The organism is Marinifilum flexuosum (genome assembly GCF_003610555.1).
Classification (GTDB): domain Bacteria; phylum Bacteroidota; class Bacteroidia; order Bacteroidales; family Marinifilaceae; genus Marinifilum; species Marinifilum flexuosum.
In genome coordinates this window covers 302,522-320,612 of sequence record NZ_RAPQ01000011.1, presented here as the reverse complement: position 1 = coordinate 320,612, position 18,091 = coordinate 302,522, and the positions used below count along the sequence as shown (strand labels likewise).

At 37.1% G+C, this 18,091-nt stretch carries 14 protein-coding genes and 1 tRNA gene; 11 read left to right on the top strand and 4 right to left on the bottom strand.

All coding sequences use genetic code 11. The features are described from left to right. The first annotated feature begins 172 nt into the window (after nt 1–172). Both BXY64_RS17545 and BXY64_RS17540 read left to right on the top strand, forming a co-directional pair. Nucleotides 173–254 (top strand) — tRNA-Leu (locus tag BXY64_RS17545). Between the two features lie 73 nt (nt 255–327). After that, nucleotides 328–1,275 carry an NAD(P)H-dependent flavin oxidoreductase gene (locus tag BXY64_RS17540; RefSeq protein ID WP_120241279.1) on the top strand — a complete coding sequence of 316 codons (948 nt, stop codon included), beginning with the start codon at nt 328–330 and terminating at the stop codon, nt 1,273–1,275. On the opposite strand, the gene BXY64_RS17535 is transcribed toward BXY64_RS17540, so the two are convergent. The 4 genes from BXY64_RS17535 to BXY64_RS17520 all read right to left on the bottom strand — a co-directional run bounded on the left by BXY64_RS17535 (nt 1,276) and on the right by BXY64_RS17520 (nt 8,713). Then, nucleotides 1,276–1,779 carry a DUF6155 family protein gene (locus BXY64_RS17535; protein ID WP_120241278.1) on the bottom strand — a complete coding sequence of 168 codons (504 nt, stop codon included), beginning with the start codon at nt 1,777–1,779 and terminating at the stop codon, nt 1,276–1,278. A gap of 183 nt (nt 1,780–1,962) precedes the next feature. After that, nucleotides 1,963–3,384 (bottom strand): glutamate synthase subunit beta, encoded by a 1,422-nt coding sequence (locus BXY64_RS17530; RefSeq protein ID WP_120241277.1) that lies wholly within the window; start codon nt 3,382–3,384, stop codon nt 1,963–1,965. Between the two features lie 85 nt (nt 3,385–3,469). Further along, on the bottom strand, nt 3,470–7,990 hold the full coding sequence (gene gltB / locus BXY64_RS17525; RefSeq protein WP_120241375.1) for a glutamate synthase large subunit: 4,521 nt from the start codon (nt 7,988–7,990) through the stop codon (nt 3,470–3,472). A 447-nt stretch (nt 7,991–8,437) separates the two neighbouring features. Then, the gene (locus tag BXY64_RS17520; protein ID WP_120241276.1) at nt 8,438–8,713 is read right to left on the bottom strand and encodes a hypothetical protein; all 276 of its coding nucleotides are present in this window, start codon (nt 8,711–8,713) and stop codon (nt 8,438–8,440) included. An 843-nt stretch (nt 8,714–9,556) separates the two neighbouring features. Between BXY64_RS17520 and BXY64_RS21380 the strand changes: the two genes are divergently transcribed. The 9 genes from BXY64_RS21380 (at nt 9,557) to carA (ending at nt 18,047) form a co-directional block, all read left to right on the top strand. Continuing rightward, nucleotides 9,557–9,697, top strand: coding sequence for a hypothetical protein (locus BXY64_RS21380; protein WP_170150696.1), 141 nt, complete (start codon nt 9,557–9,559; stop codon nt 9,695–9,697). Between the two features lie 10 nt (nt 9,698–9,707). Then, nucleotides 9,708–10,295: a GNAT family N-acetyltransferase gene (locus tag BXY64_RS17515; protein ID WP_245996695.1), complete on the top strand. Its 588-nt coding sequence runs from the start codon at nt 9,708–9,710 to the stop codon at nt 10,293–10,295. A 30-nt stretch (nt 10,296–10,325) separates the two neighbouring features. Beyond that, nucleotides 10,326–11,525, top strand: coding sequence for an argininosuccinate synthase (locus BXY64_RS17510; RefSeq protein ID WP_120241274.1), 1,200 nt, complete (start codon nt 10,326–10,328; stop codon nt 11,523–11,525). A gap of 1 nt (nt 11,526) precedes the next feature. Continuing rightward, nucleotides 11,527–12,492 carry an N-acetyl-gamma-glutamyl-phosphate reductase gene (argC, locus tag BXY64_RS17505; protein WP_120241273.1) on the top strand — a complete coding sequence of 322 codons (966 nt, stop codon included), beginning with the start codon at nt 11,527–11,529 and terminating at the stop codon, nt 12,490–12,492. A gap of 15 nt (nt 12,493–12,507) precedes the next feature. Beyond that, nucleotides 12,508–13,644 carry an aspartate aminotransferase family protein gene (locus BXY64_RS17500; RefSeq protein WP_120241272.1) on the top strand — a complete coding sequence of 379 codons (1,137 nt, stop codon included), beginning with the start codon at nt 12,508–12,510 and terminating at the stop codon, nt 13,642–13,644. A 34-nt stretch (nt 13,645–13,678) separates the two neighbouring features. Continuing rightward, nucleotides 13,679–14,455 carry an acetylglutamate kinase gene (gene argB, locus BXY64_RS17495; protein WP_120241271.1) on the top strand — a complete coding sequence of 259 codons (777 nt, stop codon included), beginning with the start codon at nt 13,679–13,681 and terminating at the stop codon, nt 14,453–14,455. A gap of 7 nt (nt 14,456–14,462) precedes the next feature. After that, entirely contained in the window at nt 14,463–15,539 is a 1,077-nt protein-coding gene (locus tag BXY64_RS17490) for a M20 family metallo-hydrolase (RefSeq protein ID WP_120241270.1), read from the top strand. 25 nt (nt 15,540–15,564) lie between these two features. Then, on the top strand, nt 15,565–16,902 hold the full coding sequence (gene argH, locus BXY64_RS17485; protein ID WP_120241269.1) for an argininosuccinate lyase: 1,338 nt from the start codon (nt 15,565–15,567) through the stop codon (nt 16,900–16,902). A gap of 62 nt (nt 16,903–16,964) precedes the next feature. Then, nucleotides 16,965–18,047, top strand: coding sequence for a glutamine-hydrolyzing carbamoyl-phosphate synthase small subunit (gene carA / locus BXY64_RS17480; protein WP_120241268.1), 1,083 nt, complete (start codon nt 16,965–16,967; stop codon nt 18,045–18,047). Nucleotides 18,048–18,091: the final 44 nt, after the last annotated feature.

Here is an 18,091-nt window from a genome sequence, read left to right as displayed (position 1 = left end):
AAGTTTATACTTCGGCTTTTTTTTGAAAAAAAACCATCATATAATTTGCTTGTTTATCAGATGGTTTAGTGTTGAATAGCCCTAAAATAGGGGAATGTGGAGATATTTTTTTATCAGAATGTTTTGTAGTAAAGAAAAAATCCACCATATTTGCATCGCAATCAAACGCAAGGCGGATGTGGCGTAATTGGTAGCCGCGCTAGACTTAGGATCTAGTGCCTTCGGGCGTGGGGGTTCGAGTCCCTTCATCCGCACTTAAGAAAGGATCAACAACAGTTGATCCTTTTTTTTATATAGCCGTTTAGTGAGATTTCGTATCTTCAGAATATGACAGAAAAAACACTTTCTCATATTCTGAACATCAAACATCCTATTTTGATGGCACCAATGTTTTTGGTGTCGAATGCTGATATGATTATTTCTGCCTTGGAAATGGGCTGTACGGGGGCTATTCCTGCACATAACTACAGAACTGATAGGGAATTGCGACAGGCTATTCATGAAGTCAGAAAGAAAAGCAATAAGCCTTTTGGTTTTAACCTGATTGTGAATAAATCGAATCCCAAATACCGAAAGCAACTCATAAGCCTTCTTGATCTTAAGGTTGATTTTATCATTACTTCATTAGGGAGTCCGCATGAGGTAATTGAAAGATGTAAGCCATTGGGAATTAAAGTGTTTTGTGATGTAGTTGATGTGAAGTATGCGAAAAAGGTTGAAAATATTGGCGCTGATGCCGTAATTGCTGTAAATTCGGACGCAGGTGGACATTGTGGTGGTTTTAAGGCTAAAGAATTGATTCAGCAGCTAAAAAAAGAAATCAATATTCCAATTATTTCAGCAGGAGGGGTAAGTAATGCTCATGATGTTAAATCAATGCTCGAATTTGGTGCTGCTGGTGTGTCTGTAGGAACTATTTTTATTGCAAGTCATGAGTCACCAGTAAGTAGTGAATATAAACAGGCTCTTGTGGATTTTGGCACAGGTGATATTGTAAAAACAACAAAATTAACTGGATCTCCTTTAACAGTAATCAATACTCCATATGTACAGAAAATCGGAACAAAGGCAAACTTACTGGAATGGTTGATCAATAACAGTCCACAAACGAAAAAGTATGCTAAAATGTTATTGGCATGGAAAGGAATGCAAAAAGTGCAGCAATCAGCATTCAAGGCAGGATATGACAATGTGTGGTGTGCCGGACCGGCAATTGGTGCGATCAGTGAGATTCGATCCGTAAAGGAAATTATACAGGATTTAATTGAGGCGTGATCATTTGTAAGCCAACATAAATCCCTTGCTATTCATCCAGCTCTGATCTATTGATTCATCTACGATTTTATTCAAGCGAGCTTTAAATTCATTATCCAGACCATTGTCGCGAATGTATGCTACAGCCTCCTGAAATGATTTAAGCATACTTTTATAGAATGATTCCTGTTTGATAAATTGCTCAGATGTATAGGTTTGAGCAACTTCAATATTATAGAGCATGATATCCGCAATTAAGGAAGAATCTACGCCAAGTCTTTTAAAATGTCGTATGTAATTTTGGGCAACCGATCGTCTCATTTTTGCTTTTCTGCCATTAACAGGAAAGTATTCTTTGGAGATTTTGAATTTACATTCCTCAATCAGTTTGTTCTCTTTTGGATTAAAAGCAAAGTCATAATATTCCTTAACATCTTTAAATCTGGTATACAAGTCAAGTATTTGATCTTGTAATTGCTCTTTAGTAAGTTGATGAATGTATTCTTTTAAGTCTTTCTTGCTCATATCTGGAAATTGAAATCCAAAGGTACGATAAATAGCATGTGAATCAAGATTTGACTAGTGGCATTTTGTAGGTTAGTAACCATGCTCAATAGAAGCAATTAAAAGAACCGATAGCTACTAAAATTTAACTATCGGCTCTCACATTTAACTGCCTATGCTTAGTGTTAACTTATTGCCTAATCTTTATTTTATCAATTGCTTATGGATGGAATGGGCTGTTTTTCTTCCACTATCTAAGGCACGCACAACAAGGCTTGCACCGGTAGTAGCATCTCCACAACAGTAAACTTTTTCATTTGAGGTTTTACCACTGATATCGGTTTTAATATTCCCTCTGGAATCCAACTCAATATTCAACTCATTTACTAGGCCCTCGTGCACAGGATGAACAAATCCCATTGCTAATAATACTAGATCTGCTTCAAGAATTTCTTCCGTTCCTGCTATTTCTTTCATTTGATATTGGCCATTTGAACCTCTTGTCCAGTCTAATTGTACAATTTCAAGTTCATTAACTTGCCCATCTTCTCCCTTGAATTGTTTCGAACTTAATGACCACCGTCTTTTACAGCCTTCCATATGAGAGCTTGAGGTTCGTAAAGTGTCAGGCCAATAAGGCCAAGGGTTTTGTTCTTCTCTTTGCTCAGGAGGTTTTGGCATTAACTCAATTTGTGTAACTGATTTTGCTTTCTGGCGTACTGAGGTCCCAACGCAGTCTGAACCGGTATCGCCACCACCAATTACAACTACATTTTTACCTTTAGCAGAGATTCTTTCCTGTTTGCTATATTCATCACCGCGAACTACTTTATTTTGTTGTTTTAGAAAATCCATAGCAAAGTGGACTCCTTTTAAATCACGACCTTTTATGGGTAAATCACGTGGTTTCATAGCGCCAATAGCCAAGCATATTGCATCATATTCCTTTTCCAGATCAGAAAATGAAATATTTACTCCAACATCTTGATTGGTTTTAAACACAATTCCTTCTTCAATAAATAATTCTAATCTGCGATCAATTACATATTTATCAAGTTTAAAATCTGGAATGCCATATCTTAACAAACCACCAATGGCATCATCTCTTTCGTATACAGTTACACTGTGCCCTGCCTGGTTCAAAAGGTCGGCCACAGACAAGCCAGCAGGTCCTGACCCAATTACAGCTACTTTTTTACCTGTTCTTTTTGTAACAGGTCTTGCTTTGATATATCCGTAATCAAATGCTTTCTCAATTACCGATGCTTCATTCTCGCGAATGGTAACTGGCGAATTGTGCAATGATAATACACATGATTTTTCGCAAGGAGCAGGACAAACTCTTCCTGTAAACTCAGGAAAACTATTGGTTGACTGAAGAATCTTAGCTGCTTCTTCCCAGTTTTCTCTATATATTGCATCTTGCCATTCAGGTATTTTACTTGAAGTAGGACAAGCCCAGTGACAAAATGGAATACCACAATCCATACATCTGGATGCCTGATCTATTCTATCTTCTAAGTTCAGAGTTTGTTCTACTTCTCCAAAATCTCCAATTCTATCTCTTACCGGACGATAACCGGCCTCTTTTCTTTTTATCTCTAAAAAACCTTTCGGATTTCCCATAATCTTTCAATTTTCAGTTATCAGTAACCAGTTATCAATCCGAAAAACAGTATTGTTCATTGATAACTGTTCACTGTTCATTGATTTACTCATGCACCTCTGTTTGTGATTGCGCCTGCTTTAGCTTGCGACGAATCTTCTTCAGTTTCTTCTCTTCCAATACTTTCTTGTATTCGTAAGGAATTACCTTAACAAAGTGAGGAAGATATTCTTCCCAGTGAGTTAAAACTTTAGAGGCAACACTACTTTGAGTTAGAAGTAAATGTTGATGTATCATGCCTTGTAACTCATGAATATCTTGTAAATTTTCTACTGGTTCAAGAGATACTAAACTTTGATTACAGAAGTAGTCCAATTGACCTTCCATATTCAAGACATAAGCAATACCACCACTCATACCTGCAGCAAAATTTCTACCAGTAGGTCCAAGAATTACAACTCGTCCACCAGTCATGTATTCACAACCATGATCACCAACGCCTTCAACTACCGCTTTAGCACCAGAGTTTCTTACGCAAAATCTTTCACCTGCCATACCTCTGATGTAGGCTTCACCATTTGTTGCACCGTACATTGCAGTATTACCTATAATAATCTGCTTCTCTGGTTTGAAGATTGTTTTGTTTGGTGGTTGTACTACAATTTTACCTCCTGAAAGACCTTTTCCGAAATAATCGTTGGAATCACCTTCCAATTTAAATGTGATACCTTTCTCAAGGAATGCTGCAAAACTTTGTCCTGCAGAGCCTCTAAATCGACAATATATGGTATCCTCTTCTAATTCTCGTTTTGGTTTTAAAGCCGCAACTTTACCTGATAACATGGCGCCTGTTGTACGATCGGTATTCTTTATTTTAGAATCAATCCATACTTTTTCACCATCGTGTAAGGCTTTTTCAGCTTGTTTAATTAGTTCATGATCCAATACTTCACCAATCGATTTAATTGTTGCATTAACACCACACAGTTCATGTCCGTCTGTTTCTGGTAGGTGTAATAAGTTTTGAATATCAACTGTATCAGCTTTCCATTTCTTGATATCCTTGCGTTTTACTAATAGATCAGATCTACCAACCAAATCATCAAACTTACGAACTCCAAGTTCAGCCATTAATTCACGACATTCCTCTGCAAGGAAAGTGAAGAAGTTAACTACCCATTCCGAGCGTCCAAGGAATTTTTCTCGTAATTCTTTATTTTGAGTTGCAATCCCAACAGGACATGTATTTAGGTGACACTTACGCATCATTACACAACCTAGTACAACAAGTGCACTTGTAGCAAAACCAAATTCTTCAGCTCCTAATAAAGCCATGGAAACTATGTCTCTACCAGTTTTCAACTGTCCATCGGTTTGTAGCTTAATTCTTCCTCTAAGGTCATTAAGCACCAATGTCTGCTGAGCTTCAGCTAGCCCAAGTTCTACAGGTAAACCTGCATTTTTAATAGAACTCAATGGACTTGCACCTGTTCCACCTTCAGCACCACTAATTACAATTAAATCAGCGTTAGCTTTCGCAACGCCAGCGGCTACAGTACCAACTCCATTTTCTGATACCAATTTCACACTTACACATGCCGTTGGATTCACATTCTTTAAATCATAAATCAACTGTGCCAAATCCTCAATCGAATAAATATCGTGGTGTGGAGGAGGAGAGATCAAGGTAATTCCAGGTGTTGAATTTCTCAACTTGGCAATAATCTTATCCACCTTAAATCCAGGTAACTGTCCACCTTCTCCAGGTTTAGCACCTTGAGCTACTTTAATTTGTAACTCATCAGCATTTACCAAATAGCCAGTGTTCACACCAAATCGACCAGAAGCAATTTGTTTGATGGAACTACGTGCACTAGAGAAGAATCTTTTGGAACTTTCTCCACCTTCACCAGTATTACTTCTACCACCGATCTTATTCATGGCGATTGCCAGTGCCTCATGTGCCTCCTTGGAAATAGATCCATAAGACATTGCACCTGTACAGAATCGCTTCATGATATTTTCTATAGCCTCAACTTCAGTAATATCAATCGGATTTGATTTGAAATCGAAATATCCACGCAAGAAGTTTGGATTTCTTGTTTCAGTATCAACTAATTTAGAATACTCCTTATATTTTGCATAGTTATTTGTTCTTGTCGACCACTGTAATAATCCAATTGATTCTGGATTCCAACTGTGTTTCTCACCATTCTTACGGTAGTGAATACTTCCATTGTTGGTTAATAAGTCCTGATTTTCAAAAGGATTTTTCTCTGTAAATGCTTTCTTATGATGGCATAACATTTCCTCAGAGATTTCTTTTAAGCCAACCCCACCAATTCGGGATGCAGTACCTGTAAAATACTTGCTGATTACATCATTGCTGATACCTAATGCTTCGTAAATTTGTGCTCCCAAGTAACTTCCAATGGTCGAGATTCCCATTTTCGACATTACTTTAAGCAATCCTTTATCAACAGATTTGATATAGTTTTTACGTGCTGACTTATATTCTAAGCTAATTCTACCTTCTTTTACAAGCTTATCAATTACGGCATAACTCATGTAAGGATTTATAACGCTTGCACCATAGGCAATTAGCAATGCAAAATGATTCACCTCTCGAGCTTCTCCTGTTTCAACAACCAAACCAATTTGCATTCTCTTACGCTTCTTGATTAAGTGATGGTGAACAGCAGCAACTGCTAACAAAACAGGAATAGGTGCCATTGTTTTTCTTACATTTCTATCTGTAAGAATGATATAGTTCTTTTGATCATCTACAGCCTTTTCTGCAAGCTTACAAAGAGAATCTAAAGCATCTTCAAGCCCTTGTCCATTATCTGCCGCCTTGAATAACATATCAAGTGTTGCATGTCTAAATTCTTCATGTCTCAGTTTCTTGATTTTTCCAAGATCTGTATTAGTAATCAGTGGACTTTTAAAACGAATCAACTTACAATGCTGTGGTGTCTCATCCAAAAGATTCTTTTGAACTGCTCCAATATAGTTAGTCAAATCCATTACCAAATTCTCACGAATCGAATCAATAGGTGGATTGGTAACTTGTGCAAAAAGTTGACGGAAATAGTTGAAAAGTAAATGAGGCTTTTCGGATAATGCTGGAATAGGAGAATCATTACCCATTGATCCAACAGGCTCTTGACCACCTGTAGCCATAGGTAAAATAATTCTCTCAAAATCCTCTTTGGAATAACCAAATACATCTTTGCAAACTTCAAAATGATCTCCGATATCTGACGGCATCCTTTTTTCTACAGGAATTGCTTTAAGATCTAATCTATTCTCTTTTAGCCAATTCTGATATGGATTTCTATAGGTCAATTGCGATTTTACTTCCTGATCAGGAATAATAATCCCCAATTGAGTATCTACTAACAGTAATTTACCAGGACGTAATCTTCCTTTTTCCTTGATTTCTTCTGCTTTAAAGTTTTGGATTCCAACTTCCGAGCCCATAACAATCATATCATCCTGAGTAATGACATAACGAGATGGACGCAATCCGTTTCTATCCAAGGTTCCTCCAATGTATCTACCATCAGAGAATACCAAAGATGCAGGACCATCCCAAGGTTCCATAAAAGTTGAGTGGTACTCATAAAAGGCCTTTAAACTATCTGGAATTGGATTCTTTTCATTCCATGATTCAGGCACCATCATACTTAAGGCATGAGGTAAACTTCTGCCTGTCAAGAATAAGAATTCCAATACATTGTCAAAAGATGCTGAGTCACTTTTATTTGGTTCTACAACAGGGAATAATTTCTTGATATCCTCACCATACAATTCTGATTTAAGAAGTGATTCGCGAGCTTGCATCCACAATCTGTTTCCTTTAATGGTGTTAATCTCACCATTATGAGCAACAATGCGGAAAGGTTGCGCCAAATCCCACGAAGGGAAGGTATTAGTACTAAACCTTGAGTGTACCATAGCAATGGCAGACTCCATTCTCGGATCCTGTAAATCTCCAAAGTATTTTCCCAGTTGGTCACTGGCAAACATTCCTTTGTAAACAAGTACCTTGGATGATAAACTTGGTATGTAAAACATCTCCTTTTCTTTCATCTTGGTTGCTCTAACATAGCTTTCTGCTTGTTTTCTGGCAAGATACAAACGACGTTCCAAATCATCTTGTTCGTAGTTTCCGCCAACAAAGATTTGCTTAATTACTGGCTCTGATTGTCTTGCAATTTCCCCAATTGCGTTAGTGTCAGTAGGCACATCACGTAATTGAAGAAATTCCAATCCTTCTTCTTCCAGAATTTGAATTAAAACTTCAATACAGAATTTTTCTTCTGCTTCGTCTTGAGGCAAGAATATTAAGCCAGTACCATATTTTCCAGGTAATGGCAGTTTAATACCGATTTTCTTGTAAAAGTTGTGTGGTACTTGCATTAAGATACCAGCACCGTCTCCACTTACATTATCGGCACCACGAGCACCCCTGTGTTCCATATTGCATAGAACTTCCAGACCGCGCGTAATAATTTCGTACGATTTTTTTCCTTTAATATTGGCTACAAAGCCAATTCCACAATTGTCATGTTCATTCATCGGGTCGTACAGACCCTGTCGGCTTGGTCTTAGGTTTCGCATAGGCATTATTTAAGTGCGAAGCCAGGACATGATTTTTCTTTTTAGAAGACACTGATTAATGAAAAAGTCCCCAACTTTCTTTACTAATCAGTAGCGACACAATGAATCCGATTGTCGCTGTCTTTTAAGAATTCATTCTAAAAATGTAGTGATAAAAATTTAAGCTTGTCTAATCCGTTGCAACAAATATAGCTTAAAAAAATGCTTTTAAACAACTATTATTGTTTAGTTCATCTTCGGAAACGTTTTAAAACCTGAAAAAAGTCATATTTTTTTCTTGCAAAGGTTTTCGTGATATTCAGTTGATTACAAAACTTCCTATCTGAAAGCTTAATAGAACACCTAAAATACTAATTTAAAATTAATGTTAAGTGATAGTTGGGCAAAAAAATATCCTAAAAAAGGATATTAATACCGACAGCATTTTAATATTCAAATGGTCGAACATTATTTTGTAGTTTCAACAACTGGTTGAACTCTTAAAATTTTAAGAAGTTTCTTTTCAATCCATTTAGGAAGATACTTGCCAATCTTTGTAATGAATTGCTGACCCAAAATATACAAAGAAGAATAAAAGAATACTTTATTTAAGACGTAAACAGAAGCAGTTAAGAAAACAACTTTTTTAGTTCCGGCAAGAATAAAAGGAAAGGAGAAAGTAAGAATAAAAGTAACAACAGCTAAACCAAACAACACAAACCCAACAATTTTTTTCCACTCCATAATGATTTCAACTATTTAATTTTTGACAACTAAAGCAATTCTACGACGTAATTTATAAATGGTTTGAAAAAAATCAACATTTAAAGTGTTAAAAATCATTAATTAAGCTATGAGTGAGAACATAAAAAAAGACTAATGTATCTTTAATTGTTGTCTACATGTAGAAGGTGTATATGCTAAAAGGTGCTATAAAGCAAGATAATCAAATCTTTACCCTTGCTTTTTAATGGGGTATTAGTAATTTATTTCAGTTTTTCTTACGCAAAGGTTTTCAAAATAGAGTATTGTAAAAAAAATACTTTTTCATTAGGATTTTAATATTTTTTGCCCTTATCTTTGTGTCCAACAAATCAAAAGAAACATGGAAAAAGTATTAATCATTCGACGACGCATTTTAAGATCTTTATTGTAACGATAAGGACAAGTGTTGGTATGATTTTTTCCAAGCTTTCCAATTCGGAAAGTTTTTTTTTGAAATTTAATGAATAAGAAAAACCAAATGATTCAATTGTTTTACATCCGACGACGACGAATGAGCGCACCTTTAGGGAAAGCGGATTTAGTCTTGTTGTCGTGTAATCAATGATTAAGAACAATATTTAGAAGGCTTACCGTTTTTCCCGGTAAGCCTTTTTTTTGAACTATTGAAAAGCAATTGAATTAAAGAATATAAAAATGAAAAGTATAATCTATACAGAAAGCCGACGCCATTTGCGAAGTAACTGTTACCCAGGAGGGACGGATGAGCTTGCTGTATCTGATTGTCAGATATATATAAACTGTATTAAGCTTACCGTTCCTGCGGTAGGCTTTTTTTGTGTGAAATAATTAAAACAAAATAAGATGATTAGAAACAACTCCTTAGAATTCCGACGACGATGGTTTCGGAATTTAAACAACAGCAAACTAAAAGAAACATTCTTTATTGATATTAATAACAAGTGGTTATGCCTTACTGGTGTAGCATTATTTTGGGAAACCTAGAGACTAACAAATGATAGACACATTAATGGAAGTTGAGCAAAAAATAAGTGTCATTGTAGCAGATTTAAGGCATATTGATTATGCGACAGAAATTTGTGATATGATTGAAAGGGCTGCAAAAATTCGCGGTACCGGAATTGCAAAAAGAAATCCTTTGTACCTAGTGCAAAAGATTCAGGAAGGAAAAGCTATCATTGCTTTTGACGATTTTAAAGTAATAGGATTCTGTTATGTAGAAACCTGGGAACATGGTAAGTATGTTGCCAATTCAGGTTTAATTGTTGATCCGGAATACAGAGCGGTAGGATTAGCGAAATTAATCAAGGCAGAAGCATTTAAGTTGTCAAGGAAGCGATATCCTCAAGCTAAAATCTTTGGTTTAACCACCAGCCTTCCTGTAATGAAGATCAATTCGGATTTGGGTTACAGACCAGTAACATTCTCAGAATTAACAGCTGATGAATCATTTTGGAAAGGATGTAGTAGTTGTGTGAACTACGATATTCTGCAAAGAACGGATAGGAAAATGTGCCTTTGTACAGGGATGTTATTCAATCCGAGTAAAAATGGTACACCCAATCCAAACGAAAGCAAATAAACAATTCAATCAATCTAAAAAGAAAAAACAATGACAACAGATAAGAAAAAAGTAGTATTAGCATATAGCGGCGGATTAGATACAACATATTGTGCACTTTACCTTTCTAAGGAGTTGGGGATGGATGTGTACACAGCATTAGGAAATACAGGTGGTTTTAGCGATGAAGAACTGGCTGAAATTGAAGATAGAACCAAACAATTGGGCGTTGTTGAACACGTATCGCTGGATATTACAAAAGAATACTACGAAAAATGTATCAAGTACATGATTATGGGGAATGTGCTTAAAAACAATACATACCCATTATCAGTAAGCTCAGAGAGAGCATTTCAGGCAATGGCCATTGCTCAATATGCTCATTCCATTAATGCAGATTATATTGCTCACGGTAGCACGGGAGCTGGAAATGATCAGATTCGATTCGATTTGATTTTTAAAATCATGGCTCCAAATGCCGAAATTATTACTCCAACCAGAGATCTTGAATTAAGCAGAGAAACTGAAATTCAGTACTTGAAAGATCATGGTATTAATGCGAACTTCGAGAAAATGAAGTACTCGATTAATGCTGGAATCTGGGGAACCAGTATTGGAGGAAAAGAGACGCTAACTTCAAGCGAGCCATTGCCTGAGGAAGCTTATCCAAAGCAAGTTGAAAAAACAGAGCCTGAGAAGTTAAGCATTGAGTTTAAAGAAGGTGAATTGGTGGCAGTTAATGGCGAAAAGGTAGCCCACGCTTTAGAGGCAATACAAAAAATAGAAGCCGCTGGTGCAGCTTTCGGTATCGGAAGAGACATGCACGTAGGTGATACCATTATTGGTACGAAAGGTAGAGTAGCATTCGAAGCTGCAGCTCCTCTAATGATTATAAAAGCTCATGAGACTTTGGAAAAGCACACTTTAACAAAGTGGCAAATGTACTGGAAAGAACAGATTTCCAATTTCTATGGAATGTTGCTTCACGAAGCGCAATATTTGGAGCCAGTAATGAGAAATATGGAAACTTTCCTTCTTGATTCACAAAAGAATGTGAATGGTACAGTTTTCATTAATATGAGCCCAAAACAGTTTCTTGTTGAAGGAATTGAATCTCCAAATGATTTGATGTCTGACTTGTTTGGTCAATATGGCGAAAGCAATGAAGGTTGGACAGCAGATGATGTAAAAGGTTTTACAAACATCCTTGCAAATTCTCTTCAAATTTATCATACCGTAAATAAGCAATAAGATGGTGAATGTTGGAATTATAGGTGGTGCAGGATATACTGCAGGAGAATTGCTACGCATATTAGTTTGGCACCCAATTGTAAATATTGCTTTTGTACAAAGTACAAGCCATGCAGGCCATTCAATTACTGATGTGCACAAGGATTTACTTGGTGATACAGATTTAATTTTTGGAGAAGCTGATTATTCAGTGGTTGATGTGATATTTATTTGTTCGGGCCATGGAAAAACCAAGGCTTTCTTAGAACAGAATAACTTGCCGAATGATTTGTATATTATTGATTTAAGTACTGATTACAGACCTAAAAACAATAATGGTGGTTTTGTTTACGGATTGCCAGAATTGAATAAGGAAAGCATTGAAACGGCTAATAGAATTGCAAATCCAGGATGTTTTGCTACCTGTATTGAATTGGGCTTACTTCCATTGGCAGAAGAAAAGCAATTAAATGAAGAAATCCATGTAAATTCTATAACAGGATCGACCGGAGCAGGACAAAATCCAACGGTAACTTCTCATTTTAGCTGGAAGAATAACAATGTAGCAGTTTACAAAGCCTTTACACATCAACATTTGGCTGAAATTACTGAATCTATGCTTCAGTTGCAGCCTGATTACTCAAAAGCAATCAACTTTATTCCGGTAAGAGGGAATTTTAGCAGAGGAATCATGGCAACAATCTATACTGATTGCAAGTGGAGCATTGAAGAAGCAAAAGAGAAATATCAATCTTATTATTCAGAACACCCTTTTGTTTCAATTTCTGATGTAACACCTGATGTAAAACAAGTAGTTAACACCAATAAATGCGTGTTATATCTTGAGAAACATGGAAATAAATTAATGATTATCTCGGTCGTAGATAATCTATTAAAAGGAGCATCAGGACAGGCAGTTCAGAACATGAACATCATGTTTGGATTGAATGAAAAAGAAGGATTAGGCTTAAAACCTGTAGGTTTTTAAAAGGAGGAAAAAAAGATGAAATTATTCGACGTATATAATTGTTACGATATAAATCTTGTTAACGGAAAAGGCATGAAACTTTCTGATGACAAGGGAAATCAATACCTGGATTTTTATGGCGGCCATGGAGTGATCTCCATAGGTCATTCTCATCCACATTACATGTTTAGGATTGAAAATCAACTGCATTGTTTAGGTTTCTATTCCAATGCGGTAAAGAACGAATTGCAAGATAAGCTGGCCAGTAAATTAGGCCAGCTTAGCGAATATGATGATTACCAGCTATTCCTATGCAACTCGGGAGCGGAAGCCAATGAGAATGCATTGAAAATAGCATCATTCCACAATCAGAAATCAAAAATAATCTCTATTAAAGGAGCATTTCATGGTAGAACCGGGGGAGCACTTTCGATTACTGACAATCCAAAATTATCGTCAGAATTCAATGCAAAACACAATGTGATTTTTGTTGAAATGAATGATACGGAGAGTCTGGTAAAAGAACTTGAAAAAGGTGATGTTTCAGCGGTGATCATAGAAGGAATTCAAGGTGTTAATGGTGTATTTGAACCAAGTGTCGATTTCTTGAAAGCAACAAAATCAGCATGCGAACAGAATGATGTGCTGTTGATTTTGGATGAGATTCAATCGGGTTTTGGAAGAAGTGGAAAGTTTTTTGCACACCAGTATTCAGATGTAAAACCAGATATCATTACCACAGCAAAAGGAATGGGAAATGGTTTTCCAATTGCAGGAGTTCTGATAGCACCAGAAATCAAAGCATGGAAAGGAATGTTGGGAACCACATTTGGAGGAAATCATCTGGCATGTGCTGCTGCAACAGCTGTTCTGGAAACAATTAAAGAAGAGCATCTGCTTGAAAATGCAGTAGAAATTGGTAATTATTTAATCGATAAATTAAAAGAAAACCAAGCGATAAAAGCAATAAGGGGGAAAGGCTTAATGATTGGTATCGACATTAAAAACATGTCGGAAATTAGAACGAAGCTATTGAAAGAACATGGAATATTTACAGGTTCTTCAGGACAGAACACACTTCGTTTGTTGCCACCACTTTCGATTACAAAGGAAGAGGCAGACCAATTCATTGAAGCATTTAATTGTGTATTGGCAAGCACTTGCGCGGCTTAACACAAACTAGTAAAAACCCAAATTGTAAAGAGAAATGAGCGAACTAACAGTAGTAAAAATTGGTGGAAACGTAATTGATGATCCAGATAAACTGAATGACTTTCTGGATGCATTTTCAAACTTGAGTGGCAAAGTGGTTTTGGTACATGGAGGAGGAAAGCTGGCATCGGATCTTTCAGGAGAACTTGGAGTGAAAACCAAAATGGTGAATGGCAGAAGAATTACCGATGCTGAAAACTTAAAGCTGGTAACCATGGTCTATGCTGGATTGGTGAACAAGAATATTGTGGCATCACTTCAGGCCAGAGGAGTTAATGCGATGGGAATGTGTGGAGCTGATCAAGATTTAATTCTGGCAGAAAAGCGTAATCATCCAACAATTGATTTTGGCTTTGTAGGCGACATCACGAAAGTGAATACATTGGCTTTGTGCAAACAGATTGAGTGCAACTCTACTTTGGTAATTGCGCCGATAACACATGACGGTAAAGGTCAATTGCTAAACACCAACGCAGATACCATTGCAACCGAAGTTGCTGCTGCTTTAAGCCGTTTTTACAAGGTGAAGCTAGTATACAGTTTCGAAAAGTTAGGAGTCTTAATGGATGCCGATGATGATAGTAGTGTAATGCCGGTTTTGAATACAGAACAGTGTGCCCAAATGGTAAAAGATGGTGTCATTAATACTGGGATGATGCCAAAAACTGAAAATGCATTTTATGCTTTATCGAAAGGAGTTGAGGAAGTAATCATCGGTAATTTTGTTTCAATGGAGAGCAATCATTCATCAGGCACGCAGATTATTCAATAGACGAACTATGAATTTAGATAAATACACAAATATCGCCCTAAGTACATTAAAAGAGCTGATTTCGATCCAGTCTTTCAGTAAAGAGGAAAACCTTGTTGCTGATGTGATGGAGAAGAAGCTATCAGACTTTGGATATAAGGTGTACAGAAAAGGCAATAACGTATGGATATTCAATAAGAATTTTAAGGAAGGTAAACCAGTTTTGCTTATGAATTCTCATTTGGATACCGTAAAGCCAAACGAAAAGTGGACCAAAGATCCTTACAATCCTGAAGATGTAGATGATAAACTTTACGGATTGGGAAGTAATGATGCAGGAGGTTGTTTGGTATCACTAATGGCAACTTTCATGGCACTGGATGAGACCGAGCAAGAGTACAATAGAGTATTTTGTGCTTCAGCAGAAGAGGAAATATCAGGAAAGAATGGCTTTGAGCTGGTTCAGGATGAAATTGGAAGAATTGACGTTGGCATTGTAGGAGAACCAACCCTAATGGAAATGGCCATTGCAGAAAAGGGACTAATGGTGCTTGATTGTGAAGCCATTGGAGTTCCTGGACATGCTGCCAGAAACGAAGGTGTAAATGCCATAAGTCTTGCCTTAAAAGATATCGAATGGTTTCATTCTTTTAAGTTTGAGAATGAATCAGAAATGCTTGGGCCGGTTAAAATGACTGTAACGCAGATTAATGCAGGAAAACAGCACAATGTAATTCCAGCATCATGTACCTATGTTGTGGATGTTAGAACCAACGAGCATTACTCTAACGAGAAAGCTTTTGAAATTATTAAAGCGAATGTTGAAAGCGATGTAAAGGCAAGATCATTCAGAATGAACTCGTCAGGTATTCCTTTGGAACACCCATTAATTCAAGCTGGTTTAGAGCAAAGAATGGACTATTATGGCTCTCCAACCACATCCGATCAGGCAATAATGAAAGGATTTCCCACATTAAAATTGGGCCCAGGAGATTCAGCAAGATCACATACAGCAGATGAGTTTATCTATGTGAAAGAAATTGGGGAAGGCATCGAAAAATATTATAACTTGTTGAACGGATTAAAATTGACAACAAATAAATAACCTAAAATACTTAAATCACACGAATATGAAACTTTGGGATAAAGGCGTACAAGTTGATAAGAAGATTGAACAATTTACGGTTGGAATGGACCGTGAATTAGATTTGGAACTGGCTGCATTTGATGTACTTGGATCACTTGCTCACATTGAAATGCTACAGTCTATTGGTCTGTTGGAAAAGAAGGAATTGAAGTTAATTCAGGAAGAACTAAGAAAAATATATTCATCCATTAAAAACGATGCTTTTGTGATTGAGGACGGTATCGAGGATGTTCACTCTCAAATTGAATATTTACTTACTCAAGCTTTAGGAGATATCGGTAAGAAAATACACAGTGGAAGATCGAGAAATGATCAGGTTCTTTTGGACTTGAAGCTGTTTACTCGAAACAAACTAGAGGAGATCGTTCGTGAGGCAAGATTACTATTCGACTTGTTGATTGAAAAAAGTAATACATATAAGGATGTCCTGATTCCAGGGTATACACACTTGCAAGTGGCGATGCCATCATCTTTTGGTTTGTGGTTTGGGTCATATGCTGAAAGTTTAACGGACGACCTACTGGTGCTTCAATCAGCATATAAAGTAGTAAATCAAAATCCATTGGGATCGGGAGCAGGATACGGTTCATCTTTCCCTTTAAATCGTCAAATGACAACCGATTTGCTAGGTTTTGATAACCTTAGCTACAATGTTGTATACGCGCAAATGGGGCGTGGAAAGATGGAGTTTACAGTTCTATCAGCACTAGCCAATATGGCCATGACCATTGCCAAACTAGCCATGGATGCATGCTTGTACAACTCGCAGAACTTTAACTTCCTAAGTTTTCCTGATGAGTTAACAACAGGTAGTAGTATCATGCCACACAAGAAGAATCCTGATGTATTCGAGGTTATTCGAGCAAATGCCAATGCATTGCAAATGCTTCCTGCGCAAATTCAGGCAGTAACTTCTAATCTTCCATCAGGATATCACAGAGATTATCAGCTGACCAAGGAATTCTTTATGCCTTCGTTTGATAAGATGCTTTCATGCCTGGAAATGACCAGAATCATGCTATCAGAAGTGAAGATAAACGAAGAAGTGTTAAATGACGAGCGTTACCAGTATCTGTTTACGGTTGAAGAAGTGAACAAGATGGTTGTGGACGGGGTTCCTTTCCGTGATGCATACAAGAAGGTAGGACAATTGGTAGAAGAAGGAGCGTTTAAGCACGAGGGCGAAATTAATCATGTTCACGAAGGAAGTCTTGGGAATTTATGCAACGACAGAATTGTATGCAAAATGAATGAAACATTCGTGGCATTCAATTTCCACAAGACCAAGGAGGCTTATATGAACTTACTAAATAGAATATAAGGGTAGTAGAAACTGCACATTTAACTATTAATCGAATTTAATAACCATTTTATAGAACTTTTATGTCACAACAGACAAAAGCAAAACTAATTTTACAAGATGGATCAGAGTACATCGGTACATCTTTTGGGTATGAGGGCTCCGTGGCAGGAGAGATGGTGTTTAACACAGCAATGACCGGTTATCCGGAAAGTTTGACTGACCCTTCGTATAAAGGGCAGATTTTGGTGAGTACCTTCCCATTGATTGGGAACTACGGTGTTCCGGGAACATTGCAAGAGGATGATCTGTTCCGATTTTACGAATCAGAAAAGATTCAGGTATCAGCATTTATTGTATCGGATTACACAGAAGAATTTAGTCACTGGAATGCAAGTTTAAGTCTTGCAGATTGGATGAAAGAGCACAAAATTCCAGGAGTTTACGGTGTAGACACACGTGCATTGACCAAAAAACTTCGTGAACAGGGAAGTATGCTGGCTAAAATTGTTTTTGAAGAGAATGAACCTGAATGGAAAGATCCTAACCTTGAAAACTTGGTTGCACAGGTTAGCACACCAGAGAAGAAAGTTTATGGCGAAGGAAAGCACAAGGTACTATTGTTGGATTGCGGAGTAAAGAACAACATCATCAGATGTCTTTTAAAGCGCGATACAACAGTCATTCGAGTTCCACACGACTATGACTTTACCCAGGAAGAATACGACGGATTATTCATCTCTAATGGTCCCGGTGATCCGAAGCAAAATACAGCTGCCATTGCTAACCTAAAGAAAGCATTTGAGCAGGATACACCAATTATGGGAATTTGTCTGGGAACTCAGTTAATGGCATTGGCTGCCGGAGCTGATACTTATAAACTAAAATACGGACATAGAAGTCACAATCAGCCTGTAGTTTTGGAAGGAACCAAACGCTGTTTTATTACCTCTCAGAACCATGGTTATGCAATCAACAATGATACTTTACCGAAAGAGTGGAAGCCATTATTCGTTAATGCCAACGACAATACCTGTGAAGGAATCAAGCATGTGAGCAAACCATTTTTCGCTTCTCAGTTTCACCCTGAAGCATCCAGCGGTCCAACTGATACAGAATTCCTTTTTGATGATTTCATTGAAATGATGGAAAAGAATCAAGGGTAAAGGAAAAAGTGTAAAGGAAAAAGGTAATTGATGAATTGCCACAA

Excerpts from the sequence above, each read along its gene's own strand:
- BXY64_RS17540 (WP_120241279.1), top strand. The coding sequence starts at position 328 with ATGACAGAAAAAACACTTTCTCATATTCTGAACATCAAACATCCTATT.
- BXY64_RS17535 (WP_120241278.1), bottom strand. The coding sequence starts at position 1,779 with ATGAGCAAGAAAGACTTAAAAGAATACATTCATCAACTTACTAAAGAG.
- BXY64_RS17530 (WP_120241277.1), bottom strand. The coding sequence starts at position 3,384 with ATGGGAAATCCGAAAGGTTTTTTAGAGATAAAAAGAAAAGAGGCCGGT.
- gltB (WP_120241375.1), bottom strand. The coding sequence starts at position 7,990 with ATGCGAAACCTAAGACCAAGCCGACAGGGTCTGTACGACCCGATGAAT.
- BXY64_RS17520 (WP_120241276.1), bottom strand. The coding sequence starts at position 8,713 with ATGGAGTGGAAAAAAATTGTTGGGTTTGTGTTGTTTGGTTTAGCTGTT.
- BXY64_RS21380 (WP_170150696.1), top strand. The coding sequence starts at position 9,557 with ATGATTAGAAACAACTCCTTAGAATTCCGACGACGATGGTTTCGGAAT.
- BXY64_RS17515 (WP_245996695.1), top strand. The coding sequence starts at position 9,708 with ATGATAGACACATTAATGGAAGTTGAGCAAAAAATAAGTGTCATTGTA.
- BXY64_RS17510 (WP_120241274.1), top strand. The coding sequence starts at position 10,326 with ATGACAACAGATAAGAAAAAAGTAGTATTAGCATATAGCGGCGGATTA.
- argC (WP_120241273.1), top strand. The coding sequence starts at position 11,527 with ATGGTGAATGTTGGAATTATAGGTGGTGCAGGATATACTGCAGGAGAA.
- BXY64_RS17500 (WP_120241272.1), top strand. The coding sequence starts at position 12,508 with ATGAAATTATTCGACGTATATAATTGTTACGATATAAATCTTGTTAAC.
- argB (WP_120241271.1), top strand. The coding sequence starts at position 13,679 with ATGAGCGAACTAACAGTAGTAAAAATTGGTGGAAACGTAATTGATGAT.
- BXY64_RS17490 (WP_120241270.1), top strand. The coding sequence starts at position 14,463 with ATGAATTTAGATAAATACACAAATATCGCCCTAAGTACATTAAAAGAG.
- argH (WP_120241269.1), top strand. The coding sequence starts at position 15,565 with ATGAAACTTTGGGATAAAGGCGTACAAGTTGATAAGAAGATTGAACAA.
- carA (WP_120241268.1), top strand. The coding sequence starts at position 16,965 with ATGTCACAACAGACAAAAGCAAAACTAATTTTACAAGATGGATCAGAG.